Origin of the sequence: Streptomyces africanus, from assembly GCF_002150735.1 — a bacterium.
Taxonomy (GTDB): Bacteria; Actinomycetota; Actinomycetes; order Streptomycetales; family Streptomycetaceae; genus Streptomyces; species Streptomyces africanus.
On sequence record NZ_MUKA01000075.1, the window covers coordinates 88637 to 109121 of the forward strand.

17 protein-coding genes are annotated in these 20485 nt (G+C 68.2%); 8 read left to right on the forward strand and 9 right to left on the reverse strand.

Annotated features, from left to right (window positions below):
• Window positions 1-92: 92 nt before the first annotated feature.
• The 9 genes from CCL05_RS11950 to rpmH all read right to left on the reverse strand — a co-directional run bounded on the left by CCL05_RS11950 (window position 93) and on the right by rpmH (window position 7031).
• Window positions 93-710: a GNAT family N-acetyltransferase gene (locus CCL05_RS11950; RefSeq protein ID WP_086560482.1), complete on the reverse strand. Its 618-nt coding sequence runs from the start codon at window positions 708-710 to the stop codon at window positions 93-95.
• 318 nt (window positions 711-1028) lie between these two features.
• Window positions 1029-2129 carry a ParB/RepB/Spo0J family partition protein gene (locus CCL05_RS11955; RefSeq protein WP_086560483.1) on the reverse strand — a complete coding sequence of 367 codons (1101 nt, stop codon included), beginning with the start codon at window positions 2127-2129 and terminating at the stop codon, window positions 1029-1031.
• On the reverse strand, window positions 2126-3202 hold the full coding sequence (locus tag CCL05_RS11960) for a ParA family protein (protein WP_078945117.1): 1077 nt from the start codon (window positions 3200-3202) through the stop codon (window positions 2126-2128). The genes CCL05_RS11955 and CCL05_RS11960 overlap by 4 nt, the downstream gene beginning before the upstream one ends.
• A gap of 277 nt (window positions 3203-3479) precedes the next feature.
• Entirely contained in the window at window positions 3480-4196 is a 717-nt protein-coding gene (rsmG, locus tag CCL05_RS11965) for a 16S rRNA (guanine(527)-N(7))-methyltransferase RsmG (RefSeq protein ID WP_086560484.1), read from the reverse strand.
• Between the two features lie 124 nt (window positions 4197-4320).
• The gene (locus tag CCL05_RS11970; protein WP_086560485.1) at window positions 4321-4833 is read right to left on the reverse strand and encodes a Jag family protein; all 513 of its coding nucleotides are present in this window, start codon (window positions 4831-4833) and stop codon (window positions 4321-4323) included.
• A gap of 15 nt (window positions 4834-4848) precedes the next feature.
• Window positions 4849-6126: a membrane protein insertase YidC gene (gene yidC / locus CCL05_RS11975; RefSeq protein WP_086560486.1), complete on the reverse strand. Its 1278-nt coding sequence runs from the start codon at window positions 6124-6126 to the stop codon at window positions 4849-4851.
• Between the two features lie 3 nt (window positions 6127-6129).
• Complete coding sequence (gene yidD / locus CCL05_RS11980) at window positions 6130-6504, reverse strand: membrane protein insertion efficiency factor YidD (RefSeq protein WP_086560487.1); 375 nt, start codon at window positions 6502-6504, stop codon at window positions 6130-6132.
• Window positions 6501-6872 (reverse strand): ribonuclease P protein component, encoded by a 372-nt coding sequence (gene rnpA, locus CCL05_RS11985; protein ID WP_082319883.1) that lies wholly within the window; start codon window positions 6870-6872, stop codon window positions 6501-6503. The genes yidD and rnpA overlap by 4 nt, the downstream gene beginning before the upstream one ends.
• 21 nt (window positions 6873-6893) lie before the next feature.
• A complete protein-coding gene (rpmH, locus tag CCL05_RS11990; RefSeq protein ID WP_003949374.1) occupies window positions 6894-7031 on the reverse strand; it encodes a 50S ribosomal protein L34 in 138 nt (45 codons plus the stop codon).
• Window positions 7032-7435: 404 nt separating this feature from the next.
• Here rpmH and dnaA point away from each other — a divergent pair, with 404 nt between their 5' ends.
• The 8 genes from dnaA to CCL05_RS12035 all read left to right on the forward strand — a co-directional run bounded on the left by dnaA (window position 7436) and on the right by CCL05_RS12035 (window position 20478).
• Window positions 7436-9466 (forward strand): chromosomal replication initiator protein DnaA, encoded by a 2031-nt coding sequence (dnaA, locus tag CCL05_RS11995; RefSeq protein WP_244204253.1) that lies wholly within the window; start codon window positions 7436-7438, stop codon window positions 9464-9466.
• Window positions 9467-10372: 906 nt separating this feature from the next.
• Window positions 10373-11503: a DNA polymerase III subunit beta gene (gene dnaN / locus CCL05_RS12005; protein WP_086560490.1), complete on the forward strand. Its 1131-nt coding sequence runs from the start codon at window positions 10373-10375 to the stop codon at window positions 11501-11503.
• A gap of 264 nt (window positions 11504-11767) precedes the next feature.
• The gene (gnd, locus tag CCL05_RS12010; protein WP_086560491.1) at window positions 11768-12643 is read left to right on the forward strand and encodes a phosphogluconate dehydrogenase (NAD(+)-dependent, decarboxylating); all 876 of its coding nucleotides are present in this window, start codon (window positions 11768-11770) and stop codon (window positions 12641-12643) included.
• Window positions 12644-12679: 36 nt separating this feature from the next.
• Window positions 12680-13801: a DNA replication/repair protein RecF gene (gene recF / locus CCL05_RS12015; RefSeq protein WP_086560492.1), complete on the forward strand. Its 1122-nt coding sequence runs from the start codon at window positions 12680-12682 to the stop codon at window positions 13799-13801.
• Window positions 13798-14400, forward strand: coding sequence for a DciA family protein (locus CCL05_RS12020; RefSeq protein ID WP_086560493.1), 603 nt, complete (start codon window positions 13798-13800; stop codon window positions 14398-14400). Before recF ends, CCL05_RS12020 begins: the two co-directional genes overlap by 4 nt.
• Window positions 14401-14952: 552 nt before the next feature.
• Window positions 14953-17001 (forward strand): DNA topoisomerase (ATP-hydrolyzing) subunit B, encoded by a 2049-nt coding sequence (gene gyrB, locus CCL05_RS12025; protein ID WP_208641457.1) that lies wholly within the window; start codon window positions 14953-14955, stop codon window positions 16999-17001.
• 42 nt (window positions 17002-17043) lie between these two features.
• Window positions 17044-19638: a DNA gyrase subunit A gene (gene gyrA, locus CCL05_RS12030; RefSeq protein WP_086560495.1), complete on the forward strand. Its 2595-nt coding sequence runs from the start codon at window positions 17044-17046 to the stop codon at window positions 19636-19638.
• Between the two features lie 18 nt (window positions 19639-19656).
• Window positions 19657-20478: a DUF3566 domain-containing protein gene (locus tag CCL05_RS12035; protein ID WP_086560496.1), complete on the forward strand. Its 822-nt coding sequence runs from the start codon at window positions 19657-19659 to the stop codon at window positions 20476-20478.
• Window positions 20479-20485 lie beyond the last annotated feature (7 nt).

Genomic DNA, 20485 nt, shown 5'->3' on the forward strand with positions numbered 1-20485 from the left:
CCGGCGGTGCCGTCTGAGCGACGGTGCATGTTTCACGTGAAACACGAATGGGCCAACCCGTAAGGGTTGGCCCATTCGTTTGAGTGCCTGCCCTACAGCGGCCGCAGCGCCGGCTCCTTCTGTACGGCTCCCAGGAGCCGGTCCAGGGCCATCTCGACGTCTTCCTTCCAGGAGAGCGTCGACCGCAGCTCCAGCCTCAGCCGGGGATAGGTGGGGTGCTGCCGGACCGTCTTGAAGCCCACCGCCAGGAGGTGGTCGGCGGGCAGCACACAGGCCGGTTCCTTCCAACACGCATCCCCGAACGCCTCGATCGCTTTGAACCCGCGCCGCAGCAGGTCCTTGGCGACCGTCTGGACCATCACCCGGCCGAGTCCCTGCCCCTGGTACCCCGGCACGATGAACGCGGTCATCAGCTGAACAGCGTCGGGGGAGACGGGACTCGTGGGGAACGCCGTGGAGCGCGGGACATAGGCGGGAGGCGCGTAGAGCACGAAGCCCACCGGCACGTCATCGACGTACACGACCCGACCGCAGGATCCCCAGTCCAGCAGAACGGCCGAGATCCAGGCTTCCTTCTCCAGAGCGGACTCACCCGCCTTTAGCGCGGCCTCACCGCTGACCGGGTCGAGCTCCCAGAAGACACACGACCGGCAGCGCTTGGGAAGGTCCTGAAGGTTGTCCAACGTGAGCGGTACGAGCCGGCGCCCCATGAAGGCTGATCCTCGCTTCCTTCGCCTGCCGCGTCGCGGGCGGCTGTGAGAACGCTCCGTTCCCTGAGGAGACTGCCGATGAACCCACCGACCGCTCCCAGCCCCAAACCGGCGCTCACCAGTCCGGTGCGGCTCATCGTTCGCATGGCCCCTGCCTTCCTCTCAGAGGTGCTGCCGGGTGGTTGCGCCATATCCGAACGCATCGTATCCACGATGCGATTCCATCGATACCGCCAGAAAGGAAAGAGCAGGCCACGTTCCGGCACACACCGGACATGGCCCGCTCCGTCATCCATAACAGCGGCTCCCGCCGGAGGCTCAGGACTCGTTCTCCTCGGAGTCACCCTCCAAGAGGCTCTTCTGCAGAACCGGCCCCTCGCCAGGAGCGAGTGAGCCGAGGATCCGCTCAAGGTCCTCCATGGAGGCGAACTCGACGGTGATCTTGCCCTTCTTCTGCCCCAGGTCGACCTTCACCCGCGTCTCGAAGCGGTCCGAGAGCCGTGTGGCGAGATCGGACAGCGCGGGAGAGACGCGAGCACCGGCGCGCGGGCCCTTGGGCTTCTGGGCCTTCTGGGGACGCGACCCCATCAGGGTCACGATCTCCTCGACGGCCCGAACCGACAGCCCCTCGGCCACGATGCGGTGGGCGAGCCGGTCCTGCTCCTCCGAGTCCTCGACGGACAGCAGGGCCCGGGCGTGACCGGCGGAGAGCACCCCGGCGGCGACCCGACGCTGCACCGCCGGAGAAAGCTTCAGCAGGCGCAGGGTGTTGGAGACCTGTGGGCGGGATCGGCCGATACGGTCCGCCAGCTGGTCGTGCGTGCAGTTGAAGTCCCGCAGCAACTGGTCGTAGGCGGCTGCCTCTTCCAGCGGGTTCAGCTGGGCGCGGTGCAGGTTCTCCAGCAGAGCGTCCAGGAGGAGCTTCTCGTCCTCCGTGGCGCGCACGATCGCCGGGATCGCCTCCAGCCCCGCCTCGCGGCAGGCCCTCCAGCGGCGCTCGCCCATGATGAGCTCGTACTGGGCGGGACCCACCTGCCGTACGACGACCGGCTGGAGGAGCCCCACTTCCTTGATGGAGGTGATGAGCTCGGCCAGCGCGTCCTCGTCGAAGACCTCACGCGGCTGCCGCGGGTTCGGCGTGATGGAGTCGAGGGGGATCTCGGCGAAGTGCGCACCGACGGGCGCCGCAGGCGTGGCGGGAGCACTGGGCTGCGCCGGCTCCTCTGTTTCACGTGAAACATGCGGCAGGGTCGCCACCTTCGCCGCGGCCACCCCACGGTCGTTCGGCAGCACGGGCACTGCCGCGGGGGACGTGGAAGCGGCGCCCCCTGCCGCAGCCTGGGCCACCGACTTCTCCGTCGGCGCAGCAGGGATCAGTGCGCCGAGTCCACGGCCCAGCCCCCTCCGTCGCTCGCTCACTGAATGCCCTCCACCATGCTCGGGTCGTTCTGCTGTGCGCCGATATGGGCGTGCGTCGCGTCATAGCTGATACCGACGCCCTTCAGCGCGATCTCTCGTGCCGCCTCAAGATAAGAGAGGGCACCACTCGATCCAGGATCGTAAGTCAGGACCGTCTGCCCATAACTCGGTGCCTCCGAGATACGGACGGACCTGGGAATGCTCGTCCGCAGCACCTCGTCGCCGAAGTGGGTGCGCACCTCTTCCGCGACCTGGGACGCGAGCCGCGTCCGGCCGTCGTACATGGTGAGGAGGATGGTCGACACATGCAGGGCGGGGTTGAGGTGCCCCCGCACAAGGTCGACGTTACGCAGCAACTGTCCCAGGCCTTCCAGCGCGTAGTACTCGCACTGGATCGGGATCAGAACCTCCTGGCCCGCCACCAACGCATTGACCGTCAGGAGGCCGAGCGAGGGCGGACAGTCGATGAGGATGTAGTCCAGCGGCTGTTCGTACGCCTGGATGGCGCGCTGCAGCCGGCTCTCCCGTGCCACCAGGGACACCAGCTCGATCTCCGCACCGGCGAGATCGATCGTGGCAGGGGCACAGAAGAGGCCCTCGACATCGGGGACCGGCTGGACGACCTCGGAGAGCGGCTTGCTCTCCACCAACACGTCGTAGATGGACGGGACTTCGGCGTGATGGTCGATGCCCAGCGCGGTGGACGCATTGCCCTGTGGGTCGAGGTCGACCACCAGAACCCGGCCACCATGCAGGGCCAGCGATGCGGCAAGGTTGACGGTCGTCGTCGTCTTGCCCACACCGCCCTTCTGGTTGGCGACCACCATGATTCGGGTCTGCTCGGGCCGTGGCAGGCCCTCGCCGGCTCGGCCTAGAGCCTCCACCGCCAGTTGGGCAGCACGACCGATGGGAGTGTCGTCCATCGGAGGCGGTGTTTCACGTGAAACATCCGCCCCCATCGACTCGGTACGGGGACCGGGGACCGGATCGGTCATCGGTCCCGCGATGTTGGCGTCGGACCGCAAGGATTCACTCTCCTCGACTTCAGGCTCGCAATGAACAGAGCCTCCCATGTCTTCGGGGTCGTGAACCAGTGAGGCCTTCCGTTCTGTGGAGAAATCCACCTCTGTGGACAACTCAGTTCCCTCATCGAGTGACCCGAGAGGCTTTCGGTCGCGGGGTTCGGCCGCAGCGCGGCCACGACTGATGATGCCGTGCAGCAGTGAGCGACGTTTCACGTGAAACACGATGCACAGCAGCCGGGGCCGAACTGCCGCGACACTCCGGCTTGCGTACGTTTGGCAGCTTGTGTGGAGTACGTCTCGTCTTCAGGACGGCCTCAGGACGGCCTCAGCGTCGTCGGCGGGCGCGCCCCGTCCGAGCCGCCTTGGCGCGCTTCGCCGCGAAGCGCACCCCGCCGGGACTCTCCCCGACCTCCACCCGTACGACCGTGGACATCGGATCCACCACGCCCTCACCGACATGCAGGATGGACGTCTCCACCGCACCCAGCTTGCTGAGAGCCGCTGACGCGCTCTTCAGCTCTTCCTCGGCGGTGTCGCCCTTGAGCGCGAGCATTTCCCCGTACGGCCGCAGCAGGGGGATACCCCATGTGGCGAGGCGGTCGAGGGGCGCGACAGCCCGGGCCGTCACGACGTGGACGGGCTGGATCTTCCCCATGACCTCCTCGGCCCGGCCGCGCACCACGGTCACATGATCGAGACCGAGCAGTTCCACGACCTCGCTGAGGAAGTTGGTGCGCCGCAGCAGCGGCTCCAGCAGCGTGATCTTCAGGTCCTCCCGGACCAGCGCCAGCGGAATGCCGGGCAGGCCCGCGCCCGAGCCGACATCGCACACCGTCACGCCCTCGGGCACGACCTCCGAGAGCACCGCGCAGTTCAGCAGGTGCCGCTCCCACAGGCGGGGCACTTCACGCGGGCCGATGAGACCGCGCTGCACGCCCGCCTCAGCGAGCAGCTCGGCGTACCGCACCGCATCCGCGAAGCGATCACCGAACACCTCGCGCGCTTGCTCGGGCGCGGGGGGAAGCTCCGCTGCCTCCGTCACGGGGGACCGTCCTTCCGTACCGCGTCAGCGCACGCGCGCCGACACCAGAACCACCAGAACTATCAGGCTGACAAAGTTCGGCCCCGCCTGCGCAACAGACGGGGCCGGGGAACGTGGGGGCCGATCAGGCGGGAAGTACGACGACGAAGCGCTGCGGCTCCTCGCCCTCGGACTCGCTGCGCAGGCCCGCGGCCTTGACCGCGTCGTGCACGACCTTGCGCTCGAACGGCGTCATCGGGTCCAGCTTCACGGCCTCACCGCTGCTCTTGGCCTCGGCGGCGGCCTTGGCGCCCAGCTCGGACAGCTCGGAGCGCTTCCGGGCGCGGTATCCCGCGATGTCGAGCATCAGCCGGCTGCGGTCACCGGTCTCACGGTGCACGGCCAGACGGGTGAGCTCCTGGAGCGCCTCCAGCACCTCACCGTCACGGCCGACCAGCTTCTGGAGGTCGCGGCTGCCCGTGTCGCTGATGATCGAGACAGAGGCACGGTCGGCCTCGACGTCCATGTCGATGTCGCCGTCGAGGTCGGCGATGTCGAGCAGACCCTCCAGGTAGTCCGCCGCGATCTCGCCCTCCTGCTCCAGGCGGGTCAGGGTGTCTGCACCCTCGGCAGCGGCGGAGGTGGTGCCTTCCGTCACGGGATGGACTCCTTCTTACTTCTTGGACGGGGACTTGGGCCGCTGCGGACCCTTGCGCTGTCCGGACTGGGCCTTGCTGCGGGTGCCGCTGCCGGACTTCGCGCCGCCCTTCTTGGCAGCGGCGGCGGGCTTGGCGTCCTCGGGCTCGTCGGACTTGGTGAGCGACGTCTTCTGCTCGGACTCCTCGGCGGCCTTGCCGGCAGCGGACTGGCGCTGTGCCTTGGTCTGCCGCTTGGGCTGCTGACGCTTCGGCGTGCCGGTGGTGGTCGGCGTACCGTCCTCGGCCTCGACGGCAGCGGCGGTGTCGCTCTTGATCACGGTGCCGTCGGTCTGAGCGGCGAGGCCTGCCTTGCTGAGGCCGTTGATGAACTTGCGCTCGAACTCGTTGCGGTCGCGTCCCTTGGCGACGATCGCCTTCACGATGACCTTGTCACGGCGCCGGCTGACCTTGCCGTTCGTGGTGACGTGCTTGTGCAGGCGCTCCAGGTACGCGGCCTGGGCCTTGGACCCCGGGGTCGGGTTGTTGTGGATGACGTACATCTGCTGGCCCATGGTCCACACGTTGGTGGTCAGCCAGTAGACGAGGACACCGACCGGGAAGTTGATACCGAAGACGGCGAACATGACGGGGAAGACGTACATCAGCATCTTCTGCTGCTGCATGAACGGCGTCTTCACCGTGGTGTCGACGTTCTTCGTCATCAGCTGGCGCTGGGTGAAGAACTGCGACGCCGACATCAGGACGATCATGATGGCGGTGACCACGCGCACGTCGGTGAGGGAGGCACCGAGTGCTTCTACCTTCGACGAGCTGTCGGTGAACTTCGCCGCCAGCGGCGCACCGAAGATATGCGCCTTCTGCGCACTCTCCAGCAGGCTCTTGTTGATCACGCCGATGGTGTCGCCCGTGGCGATGCCGTTGAGCACGTGGTACAGGGCGAAGAAGAACGGCGACTGCGCCAGGATGGGAAGGCACGAGGAGAGCGGGTTGGTGCCCGTCTCCTTGTACAGCTTCATCATCTCTTCGGACTGACGCTGCTTGTCGTTCTTGTAGCGCTCCTGGATCTTCTTCATCTCGGGCTGCAGCGTCTGCATGGCCCGGGTCGACTTGATCTGCTTCACGAAGAGCGGGATCAGGCAGATACGGATCAGGATCACCAGGGACACGATCGACAGGCCCCAGGCCCACCCGGTGTCGGGGCCGAAGATGGCGCCGTACACCGAGTGGAACTGGACGATGACCCAGGAGACGGGTGTGGTGATGAAGCTGAAGAGGCTGGCAATCGTGTCCACTAATCATGCTCCTTGGGCATGGGACGGTGTCTCTGCGGCCGGGCTCGAAGGACTCGGGGGACTTGCGGGAGAAGTCTGTCCTTCGATGTCCGGGTCGGCGGCGGAGGGCCCGCCCTTGCGTGCACGCCACGCGTTACGCAGCATTTCGTGCCACCGCGGGCGCTTGCGCGGCGGGACATGGTCCACACCACCCAGCGACCACGGGTTGCACCGCAGGATGCGCCAGGCCGTGAGTGCCGTTCCCTTGATGGCACCGTGCCGGTCGATGGCCGTGAAGCCGTAGTGGGAGCACGATGGGTAGTACTTGCAGACCGGCCCCAGCAGCGGACTGATCGTCCACTGGTAGAGCTTGATCAGAGCAAGCAGCGGGTACTTCATCGCGCGCCCCCTCCCAGCAGCCGCTGGAGGGCGGCGTCCAGGTCTCGGGCCAGCTGTGCGTGGTCGGCGTCGCCCGCACCGGGCAGCGCTCGTACCACTACCAGGCTACCGGGGGGCAGCTGGGCGACTCTGTCGCGCATCAGATGGCGAAGCCTGCGCTTCACTTTGTTGCGTACGACCGCCCCGCCCACGGCTTTGCTCACGACGAAACCCGCACGCGTCGGGGGAGCGCTCTCCCCAGGCGCATGCGGGTCCGTTGCACCGCTACGAAGGTGGACGACGAGGTGCGGACGTCCTGCCCGGCGTCCTCGCCGTACCGCGGTCGCGAAGTCCTCGCGCCGCCTCAGCCGGTTCTCGGTGGGCAGCACGACGTCATGACCTGACCGGGATCAGGCGGACAGACGGGCGCGACCCTTGCCACGGCGGGACGCGAGAATCGCGCGGCCGGCACGGGTGCGCATACGCAGCCGGAAGCCGTGGGTCTTCGCGCGACGACGGTTGTTCGGCTGGAAGGTGCGCTTGCTCACTCGGGGGCTCCAGAAAGATTCGGTAGTTGCGGGGTGCCGTCCTGGCTGTCACCGTGCGCCCACGAGTAGCTCGCAGTTACGCCCGAGTGCACCGCTTACCGATCACCCAAATGATCTGTGCCCATCGGAGGCAGGCGGCAGCAGCCATCGACAACTCGACCTGGTTACGGTACGCGCGGCTACGCCATCCGGTCAAACCAGCAGCCGCCCGGACACACTTGTCCACAGGCTGGGGACAACAACTTGAACCGCAGTGGCCGCCCTGACTACCGTGACGGAACTCCGATTCGTTCCCTTATCCCTGCCCCACCCGATTTACATCCCGAGCCGTCCCAGAACCACACGTTCGTGGGACCTGTGAGAGAGCGTGCCCTGTGGCTGACGTACCTGCCGATCTTGCCGCAGTGTGGCCACGCGTATTGGAGCAGCTCCTCGGGGAGGGCCGCGGCCAGGGCGTCGAGTCGAAGGACGAGCACTGGATCCGGCGCTGCCAGCCGCTCGCGCTGGTCGCGGACACGGCCCTGCTCGCCGTACCGAACGAATTCGCGAAGGGCGTACTCGAGGGCCGTCTGGCGCCCGTCGTCAGTGAGACGCTGAGCCGCGAGTGCGGCCGCCCGATCCGGATCGCGATCACCGTCGACGACTCCGCGGGCGAGCCCCCGGCCACGACGACGCCCCCGGCCCGCCCCCCGTCGCGTTACGAGGAGCCCGAGCTTCCGGCCGCTCGCCAGGACCGCGACGGTTACGAGGGGTACGGCCGCCACCGCGCCGACCAGCTGCCGGGGACGGCAGGCGACCAGCTCCCGCCTACGCGCGGAGATCAACTCCCCTCCGCCCGTCCCGCCTACCCCTCCGAATACCAGCGCCCCGAACCCGGCTCCTGGCCGCGGCCGACGCAGGACGACTACGGCTGGCAGCAGCAGCGCCTCGGCTTTCCCGAGCGCGACCCGTACGCGTCGCCCAGCCAGGACACCTACGGCCCGCAGGACTCCTACGGCTCCCATGGTTCGCACGGTGCGTCGCAGGACTCGTACGGATCCCACGGATCGTCGCAGGACGGGTATGGATCACAGCGATCACATGGGTCACATGGATCACAGGGATCCCATGGGTCCCAGGACTCCTATGGATCGCACGGGTCCCAGGACTCCTACGGCTCCCCCTCCCAGGACTACCGCCCGCAGTCCATGGAGCGCCCCTCCTACGAGGCACCGCGTTCCGACTACGACGCGCCACGCCCCGACTACGACCAGCGCGACCCGGTCCGCCGGGAGCTGCCCGAGCCGCCGCCCGGATCGGGGCACGTGCACCGCGGCGGACCCGTCGGTCCGAACCTGCCCACGACCGGTGCGCCCGGCCCGCTGGCCGCACAGCCCGCGCCGGCGACCGGCCCGGGTGAGCCCACCGCGCGCCTGAACCCGAAGTACCTCTTCGACACGTTCGTCATCGGCGCCTCCAACCGCTTCGCGCACGCCGCCGCGGTCGCCGTCGCCGAGGCACCGGCGAAGGCGTACAACCCCCTGTTCATCTACGGGGAGTCCGGGCTCGGCAAGACCCACCTGCTGCACGCGATCGGGCATTACGCGCGCAGCCTCTACCCCGGCACGCGGGTGCGGTACGTGAGCTCGGAGGAGTTCACCAACGAGTTCATCAACTCCATCCGCGACGGCAAGGGCGACAGCTTCCGCAAGCGCTACCGCGAGATGGACATCCTGCTCGTCGACGACATCCAGTTCCTGGCGGACAAGGAGTCGACGCAGGAGGAGTTCTTCCACACCTTCAACACGCTCCACAACGCCAACAAGCAGATCGTGCTGTCCAGCGACCGGCCGCCGAAGCAGCTGGTGACGCTGGAGGACCGGCTGCGGAACCGTTTCGAGTGGGGTCTGATCACGGACGTCCAGCCGCCCGAGCTGGAGACGCGGATCGCGATCCTCCGCAAGAAGGCGGTACAGGAGCAGCTGAACGCGCCGCCGGAGGTGCTGGAGTTCATCGCGTCCCGGATCTCGCGCAACATCCGCGAGCTGGAGGGCGCGCTGATCCGGGTCACGGCGTTCGCCTCGCTCAACCGGCAGCCGGTCGACCTGGGCCTGACGGAGATCGTCCTCAAGGACCTGATCCCCGGTGGCGAGGACTCCGCCCCCGAGATCACCTCCACGGCGATCATGGGCGCGACGGCGGACTACTTCGGGCTGACCGTCGAGGACCTGTGCGGCACCTCGCGCGGCCGCGCCCTCGTGACCGCCCGGCAGATCGCCATGTACCTGTGCCGTGAGCTCACGGACCTGTCGCTGCCGAAGATCGGCGCGCTGTTCGGCGGCCGTGACCACACGACGGTCATGCACGCCGACCGCAAGATCCGCAATCTGATGGCCGAGCGCCGCTCCATCTACAACCAGGTCACCGAGCTGACCAACCGCATCAAGAACGGCTGACACGGCCGGTCGTACGACGCCGAAGGGCGCCCCCGGAGCAGGTTTCCCGGGGGCGCCCTTCGGCGTGACGACGGCCGGCCGTCGTCACGCCGCTGTCGGCCGTCGTCATGTCGCGGTCGCCGGCTGTTCGATTACCTGCCGGGGTTACGGCCGCTCTCCACAGATTCGGCGACTTTTTCCCGTCCACACCCTGGGGACTGGGAAGTTGTCCAGACTGTGTCCACAGAGGCACCTGGTGAGGGACCATCAGACCAGCTCAGTGGCATGTGGATTCGTGGACGAAAGATCTCCACAGGCTGTGGACAGCGCCGGGATCCACAGGCTGTGCATCGAGTTGTCCACCGGCAACCCACAGGTTGAGGCCGGTTGTCCCCAGCGATCCCCAGCTTCTCCACATCGCTGTCCACTGTTCGGCAACACGACGCGCCTCCTCACCGGGTCGAGTGAAAGGCGTCACACGAAGGTGCCGGGTTGGGCTGTGGGAAAGGCGGGTAAAACTGGGGACGGCGCTGGGGAGAACTCGCCTCCCCCTGTGCATGGGGTGTGCAGAACTTTCCGTTCTCCACAGAGACCCCTGGTTGTCCACCGCCGTCACCCACAGGACCGGTGGACAAAATTCCCGCGCTGAGCTGGGCAAACGTGGTTATCCACGGTATCCACAGGCCCTACTACTACTCCCAACTAGAGAGAGCTGGGAATTCGTTTCGAAGCGGGTCCTGTGCACAACTCGCCCTCCGGCGCCCGACCGCCCCTCGTCACGACTTGACCCCGAGAGGCACCTACTGTCAGTGCGGTGCGTCAGACTGGTCCCCGGTGTCCTCCCCATCCCAGGGACCGTCGACACCGACACAGACGACGAGGGCCAGGCAGAGCGAGAAGCGCCGGCAACAGCAGGAGGCGGCAACAGTGAAGATCCGGGTGGAACGCGACGTACTCGCGGAGGCAGTGGCCTGGGCGGCACGCAGCCTCCCGGCCCGTCCGCCGGCGCCTGTCCTCGCCGGCCTGCTGCTGAAGGCCGAGGACGGCCAGCTGAGCCTGTCCAGCTTCGACTACGAGGTCTCCGCGCGGGTGTCCGTGGAGGCCGAGGTCGAGGAGGAGGGCACGGTGCTCGTCTCCGGCCGCCTCCTCGCGGACATCTGCCGCGCCCTCCCCAACCGCCCGGTGGAGATCTCCACAGACGGTGTACGGGCGACCGTGGTCTGCGGTTCCTCCCGGTTCACCCTCCACACACTGCCTGTGGAGGAGTACCCGGCGCTGCCGCAGATGCCTAACGCGACGGGCACGGTCCCCGGCGAGGTCTTCGCCTCCGCCGCCGCCCAGGTGGCGATCGCAGCCGGCCGCGACGACACGCTGCCCGTCCTCACGGGCGTCCGCATCGAGATCGAGGGCGACACGGTCACGCTGGCGTCCACCGACCGCTACCGCTTCGCGGTCCGCGAGTTCCTGTGGAAGCCGGAGAACCCGGAGGCCTCCGCGGTCGCCCTGGTGCCCGCCAAGACGCTGCTGGACACCGCCAAGGCCCTGACGAGCGGCGACCAGGTCATCCTGGCGCTGTCCGGCTCGGGCTCGGGCGAGGGCCTGATCGGCTTCGAGGGCGCCGGCCGCCGTACGACGACCCGCCTGCTGGAGGGCGACCTCCCGAAGTACCGCACGCTGTTCCCGACGGAGTTCAACAGCGTCGCCGTGATCGAGACCGCCCCCTTCGTGGAGGCCGTCAAGCGTGTGGCCCTGGTCGCCGAGCGGAACACCCCGGTGCGCCTCAGCTTCGAGCAGGGCGTGCTCATCCTGGAGGCCGGCTCCAGCGACGACGCACAGGCTGTGGAAAGGGTCGACGCCCAGCTGGAGGGCGACGACATCTCCATCGCCTTCAACCCGACGTTCCTGCTGGACGGCCTGAGCGCCATCGACTCCCCGGTCGCCCAGCTGTCCTTCACGACGTCGACCAAGCCCGCGCTGCTCAGCGGCAAGCCGGCGCTGGACGCCGAGGCGGACGAGGCCTACAAGTACCTGATCATGCCGGTGCGGCTGAGTGGCTGAGCCTGCGATCTGACTCCGGCGCAAGGTCTGCTGGGGGTGTGGGGGGTTATCCCCCACAAGATCGCAGTATGCCGGTGCGGCTCAGCGGCTGAGTTCCGACCGGTTGTCCACAGGCTGGGGGCAAACCCGCAGGTGAGGGCATACGACTGAGCGCGTATGCCCACAGATGTGCGCGAGCGTCCGGGTTTAGGCTCGGAGGCTCGGCACGGTACGAAAGTGCCGCAACGCCACGTCGGACACCTGCAAACCTAAGGAACACAACTGATGGAGCTCGGTCTCGTCGGCCTCGGCAAGATGGGCGGCAACATGCGCGAGCGGATCCGCCGCGCGGGCCACACCGTCTACGGATACGACCGCAACCCGGACCTCGCCGATGTCCACAGCCTGCCGGAGCTTGTGGGCAAGCTCAGCGGCCCGCGCGTGATCTGGGTGATGGTCCCGGCAGGCGAGCCCACGCAGTCCACCATCGACGAGCTCGCCGATTTGCTGGAGCCCGGTGACGTCGTCGTGGACGGCGGCAACTCCCGCTGGACCGACGACGAGAAGCACGCCGAGGAGCTGGCGGCCAAGGGCATAGGCTTCGTCGACTGCGGTGTCTCCGGCGGCGTCTGGGGCTTGGAGAACGGCTACGCGCTGATGTACGGCGGCGACGCGGAGAACGTCGCCAAGGTGCAGCCGGTCTTCGACGCCCTCAAGCCGGAGGGCGACTTCGGCTCGGTGCACGCGGGCAGGGTCGGTGCGGGCCACTTCGCGAAGATGGTCCACAACGGCATCGAGTACGCGATGATGCAGGCTTATGCCGAGGGCTGGGAGCTGCTGGAGAAGGTCGACTCCGTGACCGACGTCCGGGAGGTCTTCCGCTCCTGGCAGGAGGGCACGGTGATCCGCTCCTGGCTGCTCGACCTCGCGGTCAACGCGCTCGACGAGGACGAGCACCTGGACAAGCTCCGGGGTTACGCACAGGACTCCGGCGAGGGACGCTGGACTGTGGAAGCCGCGATCGACCACGCGGTGCCGCTGCCGGCGATCACCGCGTCGCTGTTCGCGCGGTTCGCCTCCCGTCAGGAGGACTCGCCCCAGATGAAGATGATCGCGGCGCTGCGGAACCAGTTCGGCGGCCACGCGGTCGAGACCAAGTAAGCAACACCGACGGTTGGGGAGGTCGGCGAAACGACCATGCACGTCACGCATCTGTCGCTGGCCGACTTCCGCTCGTATCCCCGGGTCGAGGTCCCGCTCGACCCGGGGGTGACGGCCTTCGTCGGCCCGAACGGGCAGGGCAAGACCAACCTCGTCGAGGCCGTCGGTTATCTCGCCACCCTCGGCAGCCACCGCGTCTCCTCCGACGCCCCCCTGGTCCGTATGGGCGCCGAGCGGGCGATCATCCGGGCCCAGGTTCGGCAGGGCGACCGGCAGCAGCTGATCGAGCTGGAGCTGAACCCGGGGCGCGCCAACCGGGCCCGGATCAACAGGTCCTCGCAGGTGAAGCCGCGTGATGTGCTGGGGATCGTACGGACCGTGCTGTTCGCCCCCGAGGATCTCGCCCTGGTCAAGGGCGACCCCGGTGAGCGGCGCCGCTTCCTCGACGAGCTGATCACCGCCCGTTCCCCGCGTATGGCCGGGGTCCGCTCCGACTACGACCGGGTCCTCAAGCAGCGCAACACCCTCTTGAAGTCGGCCGCGCTCGCCCGGCGGCACGGCGGCCGCAGCATGGACATGTCCACGCTCGACATCTGGGACCAGCATCTCGCGCGCGCGGGCGCCGAGTTGCTCGCCCAGCGCCTGGACCTGATCGCCGCCGTGCAGCCGCTCGCCGACAAGGCGTACGAGCAGCTTGCGCCCGGCGGCGGCCCGGTCGCCCTGGAGTACAAGCCGTCCGCGCCCGGCGAGGCGCACACCCGCGAGGACCTGTTCGAGCAGCTGATGGCCGCGCTCGCCGAGGCCCGCAAGCAGGAGATCGAGCGGGGCGTCACCCTGGTCGGCCCGCACCGGGACGACCTGCTGCTCAAGCTCGGCCAGCTGCCCGCCAAGGGCTACGCCTCGCACGGCGAGTCCTGGTCCTACGCGCTGGCCCTGCGCCTGGCCTCGTACGACCTGCTCAGAGCCGAGGGCAACGAGCCGGTGCTGGTGCTCGACGATGTCTTCGCCGAGCTGGACACCCGCCGCCGTGAGCGCCTCGCCGAGCTGGTGGCGCCCGGCGAGCAGGTCCTGGTGACCGCCGCGGTCGACGACGACGTCCCCCATGTGCTGTCGGGGGTGCGGTTCGCCGTGTCCGAGGGGTCGGTGGAGCGCGTATGACGGAGAACACACCGGACAGGTCAGCCGGCGCCGCACCGGACCACACACGGGGGCAGACCCCGGAGAACCCGTCCGGGGAGGCCCCCGCGCCCCGCGTTCCCGAGCCGTCCGGCGTCGACCTCGCGCGCGTGGCGCTCCGCGCCGCCAAGGAAGCCGCACGCGCGCGTGGGGACGCGGCGCAGCAGAAGAAGCAGGCGCGCCGCGGCGGTCTGCGCTCCGGCGCGCGCGCCGACGGCCGCGACCCCATGGCGCTCGGCTCCGCGATCAACCGGCTGATCACCGAACGCGGCTGGGAGGCCCCGGCCGCGGTGGGCGGGGTGATGGGCCGCTGGCCGCAGATCGTCGGCGAGGACGTGGCCAACCACTGTGTGCCGGAGCGATACGACGAGGACGAGCACGTCCTGTCCGTGCGCTGCGACTCGACGGCCTGGGCGACGAACCTGCGGCTGCTCGCCCCGACGCTGGTCGCGCGCCTGAACGAGGACCTGGGGCACGGCACGGTGAAGATGATCAAGGTTCAGGGTCCCGGCGGCCCCAACCGCCGCTACGGCCCGTTGCGCGCTCCCGGGAGCACAGGCCCGGGCGATACGTACGGCTGACGGGAGTCCTGCCCCGAAGCCGACGGGAACCCTGCACCGAGGCCGCCGAGGCCGCCCGAGGCCGCCCGAGGGCCCGGCGAGGCCTCGGCGGGGGCACTGCGGGGGCACTGCGGGGGTCCGATCGGCGCCTGTTTTCCGCCGATTCACAGCAAGTGACTGACATCACAAAAGTGGCCGTCGGCGGCCCGCGCGGAGCGCCGGCGCCCCTCTCTTCGCACCACCGCACACGGTTGCGAATCGCGACCTGACTCCGAAGTAGCCAAGGGTTGACGGCCCGAAGCGCTGAGTGCCTCCGTGAGCCTCTTGGAGCCCCCATCCGCATATCGGGAGTCGGGGAAGACCGGTTGAGGGCGGCACATGCGGACTCAGGTACCGGCAAACCCCCATCAGTGTCAGTGCTACCGGTAGACTGGAAGCAATCCCGCCCCAATCGTGGGGACCGTCCGGGAAAAGCTGAGCAACGCTGATCAAGGCTTACCAACGCAACATGCCGCAGCCGCTCCGGCAACCCGCCGACGAGCCTGGCTCGTGCTGTGCCAGAAAGGGCGCTTCGTGGCCGATTCCGGCAACCCCAACGAGAACAACCCGTCCGTCGAGGCCCTGGCTGGAGTCGCCGAGGCCTCAGTCACTGCTTCGTACGACGCCAGTGCCATCACAGTCCTCGAGGGTCTGGACGCGGTCCGCAAGCGACCCGGTATGTACATCGGCTCGACCGGTGAGCGAGGACTGCACCACCTCGTGTACGAGGTCGTCGACAACTCGGTCGACGAGGCGCTGGCCGGCCACGCGGACACCATCGACGTGACCATCCTCGCCGACGGCGGTGTCCGGGTCGTCGACAACGGCCGTGGCATCCCGGTGGGCATCGTCGCCTCCGAGGGCAAGCCGGCCCTCGAGGTCGTGCTGACCGTGCTGCACGCGGGCGGCAAGTTCGGCGGCGGCGGCTACGCGGTCTCCGGCGGTCTGCACGGCGTGGGTGTCTCCGTCGTGAACGCGCTGTCCTCGAAGGTCGCCGTCGAGGTCAAGACCGACGGCCACCGCTGGACGCAGGACTACAAGATGGGCGTCCCCACGGCGCCGCTCGCCAAGCACGAGGCCACCGAGGAGACCGGCACCTCGGTCACCTTCTGGGCTGACCCGGACATCTTCGAGACCACGGACTACTCCTTCGAGACGCTCTCGCGGCGCTTCCAGGAGATGGCGTTCCTCAACAAGGGCCTGCGCATCAACCTCACCGACGAGCGTGAGTCCGCGAAGGCCACCTCCGGGGCGGACGAGGCCGGCGCGGACGAGACCGCCGAGGTCAAGTCGGTGAAGTACCACTACGAGGGCGGCATCGTCGACTTCGTGAAGTACCTCAACTCCCGCAAGGGCGAGGCGGTGCACCCCACCGTCATCGACCTGGAGGCCGAGGACAAGGAAAGGCAGCTGTCCCTCGAGGTCGCCATGCAGTGGAACGGCGGCTACACGGAGGGCGTGTACTCCTTCGCCAACATCATCCACACCCACGAGGGCGGTACGCACGAAGAGGGCTTCCGGGCCGCGCTGACCTCGCTGATCAACAAGTACGCCCGCGACAAGAGGCTGCTGCGCGAGAAGGACGACAACCTCACCGGTGACGACATCCGCGAGGGTCTGACCGCGATCATCTCCGTCAAGCTGGGCGAGCCGCAGTTCGAGGGCCAGACGAAGACCAAGCTGGGCAACACCGAGGTCAAGACCTTCGTCCAGAGGGTCGTCTACGAGCACCTGAACGACTGGCTGGACCGCAACCCCAACGAGGCCGCGGACATCATCCGCAAGGGCATCGCGGCGGCCACCGCGCGCGTGGCGGCCCGCAAGGCCCGCGACCTGACCCGTCGCAAGGGCCTGCTGGAGACCGCGTCCCTGCCGGGCAAGCTCTCCGACTGCCAGTCGAACGACCCGACCAAGTGCGAGATCTTCATCGTCGAGGGCGACTCCGCCGGCGGCTCGGCCAAGTCCGGCCGGAATCCGCAGTACCAGGCGATCCTCCCGATCCGCGGCAAGATCCTCAACGTCGAGAAGGCGCGCATCGACCGGATCCTGCAGAACCAGGAGATCCAGGCGATGATCTCGGCGTTCGGCACGGGTGTGCACGAGGACTTCGACATCGAGAAGCTCCGCTATCACAAGATCATCCTGATGGCGGACGCCGACGTCGACGGCCAGCACATCAACACCCTGCTGCTGACCTTCCTGTTCCGCTTCATGCGGCCCCTGGTCGAGGCCGGGCACGTGTACCTCTCCCGTCCGCCGCTCTACAAGATCAAGTGGGGCAAGGACGACTTCGAGTACGCCTACTCGGACCGCGAGCGCGACGCCCTGATCGAGATGGGCCGCCAGGCCGGCAAGCGCATCCGGGACGACTCGGTGCAGCGCTTCAAGGGTCTCGGCGAGATGAACGCCGAGGAGCTGCGCATCACGACCATGGACCAGGAGCACCGCGTCCTCGGCCAGGTCACCCTCGACGACGCCGCCCAGGCCGACGACCTGTTCTCGGTCCTCATGGGTGAGGACGTCGAGGCCCGCCGCGCGTTCATCCAGCGCAACGCCAAGGACGTCCGCTTCCTCGACATCTGAGTCGGTCTCAGCTGACCGCACCAGGAAGGACCTTCACCAGCAATGACCGACGAGAACACTCCCGTGACGACGCCCGAGGGTGACGCCCTGGCCATGCGCGTCGAGCCCGTCGGGCTCGAGACGGAGATGCAGCGCTCGTATCTCGACTACGCGATGTCCGTCATCGTCTCGCGTGCGCTGCCGGACGTCCGCGACGGCCTCAAGCCCGTCCACCGCCGTGTCCTGTACGCCATGTACGACGGCGGTTACCGCCCCGAGCGCGGCTTCTACAAGTGCGCCCGCGTCGTCGGCGACGTCATGGGCAACTACCACCCGCACGGCGACTCCTCCATCTACGACGCGCTGGTCCGCCTCGCGCAGCCGTGGTCGATGCGCATGCCGCTCGTCGACTCCAACGGCAACTTCGGCTCCCCGGGCAACGACCCGGCGGCGGCGATGCGGTACACCGAGTGCAAGATGGCGCCGCTGTCGATGGAGATGGTCCGTGACATCGACGAGGAGACCGTCGACTTCACGGACAACTACGACGGCCGCTCCCAGGAGCCGACCGTCCTGCCCGCCCGCTTCCCGAACCTGCTGATCAACGGCTCGGCCGGCATCGCGGTCGGCATGGCGACCAACATCCCGCCGCACAACCTGCGCGAGGTCGCCGCCGGTGCCCAGTGGTACCTGGAGAACCCCGAGGCGTCCCACGAGGAGCTCCTGGACGCGCTGCTCGAGCGCATCAAGGGCCCGGACTTCCCGACCGGCGCGCTCGTCGTCGGCCGCAACGGCATCGAGGAGGCGTACCGCACCGGCCGCGGCTCCATCACCATGCGCGCGGTCGTCGAGGTCGAGGAGATCCAGAACCGCCAGTGCCTGGTGGTCACGGAACTGCCGTACCAGGTCAACCCGGACAACCTCGCCCAGAAGATTGCCGACCTGGTCAAGGACGGCAAGATCGGCGGCATCGCGGACGTCCGCGACGAGACGTCGTCCCGCACGGGCCAGCGGCTCGTCATCGTGCTCAAGAGGGACGCGGTCGCCAAGGTCGTCCTCAACAACCTCTACAAGCACACGGACCTGCAGACGAACTTCGGCGCCAACATGCTGGCGCTGGTGGACGGCGTGCCGCGCACGCTCTCGCTCGACGCGTTCATCCGCCACTGGGTGACACACCAGATCGAGGTCATCGTCCGCCGTACGAAGTTCCGCCTGCGCAAGGCCGAGGAGCGGGCGCACATCCTGCGCGGTCTGCTGAAGGCCCTGGACGCCATCGACGAGGTCATCGCGCTGATCCGGCGCAGTGACACCGTCGAGATCGCCCGCGGCGGCCTGATGAGCCTCCTGGAGATCGACGAGATCCAGGCCAACGCCATCCTCGAGATGCAGCTGCGCCGACTGGCCGCCCTGGAGCGCCAGAAGATCGTCCAGGAGCACGACGAACTCCAGGCGAAGATCAACGAGTACAACCAGATCCTGGCCTCCCCGGTCCGTCAGCGGGGCATCGTCAGCGCGGAGCTGGCCGCGATCGTCGAGAAGTACGGCGACGACCGCAAGACCAAGCTGATCCCGTACGAGGGCGACATGTCCATCGAGGACCTGATCGCCGAGGAGGACATCGTCGTCACGGTCACCCGGGGCGGCTACATCAAGCGCACCAAGACCGACGACTACCGCGCCCAGAAGCGCGGCGGCAAGGGCGTCCGCGGCACGAAGCTCAAGGAAGACGACATCGTCGACCACTTCTTCGTGTCCACGACGCACCACTGGCTGCTGTTCTTCACCAACAAGGGCCGCGTCTACCGCGTCAAGGGCTACGAGCTGCCCGACGCCGGCCGGGACGCGCGCGGTCAGCACGTCGCGAACCTGCTCGCCTTCCAGCCCGACGAGGCGATCGCCGAGATCCTGGCGATCCGCGACTACGAGGCGGTTCCGTACCTCGTTCTCGCCACCAAGGCCGGACTTGTGAAGAAGACGCCTCTGAAGGATTACGATTCGCCGCGTTCCGGCGGTGTGATCGCGATCAACCTCCGTGCGCAAGAGGACGGTTCGGACGACGAACTGATCGGAGCCGAACTGGTCTCGTCCGACGACGATCTGCTTCTGATCAGCAAAAAGGCACAGTCGATCAGGTTCACCGCCTCGGACGAAACGCTGCGGCCCATGGGCCGTGCCACCTCGGGTGTCAAGGGCATGAGCTTCCGCGAGGGCGACGAGCTGCTCTCGATGAATGTTGTTCGACCCGGTACGTTCGTGTTCACTGCCACCGACGGCGGGTACGCGAAGCGGACCAACGTCGACGAGTACCGCGTCCAGGGTCGCGGCGGCCTCGGCATCAAGGCCGCCAAGATCGTGGAGGACCGTGGATCTCTCGTCGGCGCGCTGGTGGTCGAGGAGACCGACGAGATCCTCGCCATCACGCTGGGCGGCGGTGTGATTCGTACGCGAGTCAACGAGATCAGGGAAACCGGCCGTGACACCATGGGCGTCCAACTGATCAATCTGGGCAAGCGCGATGCCGTCGTCGGCATCGCACGCAACGCCGAGGCGGGACGCGAGGCGGAGGAGGTCGACGGCGACGTGGTCGTCGACGAGACCGCCGAAGGTGCCGCGACCACCGGCACGGACGAGGGTGAGGCGCCCTCGGCCGAGTAGCACGAGGAGTGAGTCAGCGTGAGCGGAGCCACGGGCGCCGGACCGAGCGGTACCTCGAAGGGTACGGACACGGACGACGGCGGCCGTGGCTCCGCCGCGCGTGCGGCGGACCCGCACACGACCAACCTGAAGGCGATCAAGTCCCCGACCAAGGACGCGTCCTCGCCTGACAGGAATGAATCACAGGGGGGAACTGTGACGGACACCAGAGGTCCGCAGACCCAGCAGCACACCGCTGGAGCGGGCCCGTCCGCATCCGGCGCCCAGCCGCAGCCCCAGCCGGCCGCGCAGGAGAAGGGCACCGCCGCGCAGGCGGCCTCCCCCCTGCCGGGAGAACGGCAGGCGCAGCAGCAGGCCGGGCCGTACCACCCGCCGCAGGCCTACCCGGCGCAGCCGGCGGCCGGTGCCGCAGGGGGCGCTGCCGCCGCTGCCGTACGGCGTCCGCGCACGGGCGCGCGCACCACGCCACGCGTCCGCAAGGCCCGCCTGCGGGTGGCCAAGGCCGACCCGTGGTCGGTGATGAAGGTCAGCTTCCTGCTCTCCATCGCCCTGGGCATCTGCACGATCGTGGCGGCCGCCGTGCTGTGGATGGTGATGGACGCGATGGGCGTCTTCTCCACGGTCGGCGGCACGATCTCCGAGGCGACCGGCTCCAACGAGTCGAACGGCTTCGACCTCCAGGCCTTCCTGTCGCTGCCCAACGTCCTGATGTTCACGTCGATCATCGCGGTCATCGACGTCGTCCTGGCGACGGCCCTGGCGACGCTCGGCGCGTTCATCTACAACCTGTCCGCGGGCTTCGTGGGCGGCGTGGAGCTGACGCTCGCCGAGGACGAGTGAGCCCTTT

Coding starts and splice junctions, on each gene's coding strand:
- yidD (WP_086560487.1), bottom strand. CDS start 6,504: ATGAAGTACCCGCTGCTTGCTCTGATCAAGCTCTACCAGTGGACGATC.
- gyrA (WP_086560495.1), top strand. CDS start 17,044: ATGACCGACGAGAACACTCCCGTGACGACGCCCGAGGGTGACGCCCTG.
- recF (WP_086560492.1), top strand. CDS start 12,680: ATGCACGTCACGCATCTGTCGCTGGCCGACTTCCGCTCGTATCCCCGG.
- CCL05_RS11960 (WP_078945117.1), bottom strand. CDS start 3,202: ATGGGAGGCTCTGTTCATTGCGAGCCTGAAGTCGAGGAGAGTGAATCC.
- CCL05_RS11950 (WP_086560482.1), bottom strand. CDS start 710: ATGGGGCGCCGGCTCGTACCGCTCACGTTGGACAACCTTCAGGACCTT.
- gnd (WP_086560491.1), top strand. CDS start 11,768: ATGGAGCTCGGTCTCGTCGGCCTCGGCAAGATGGGCGGCAACATGCGC.
- CCL05_RS12020 (WP_086560493.1), top strand. CDS start 13,798: ATGACGGAGAACACACCGGACAGGTCAGCCGGCGCCGCACCGGACCAC.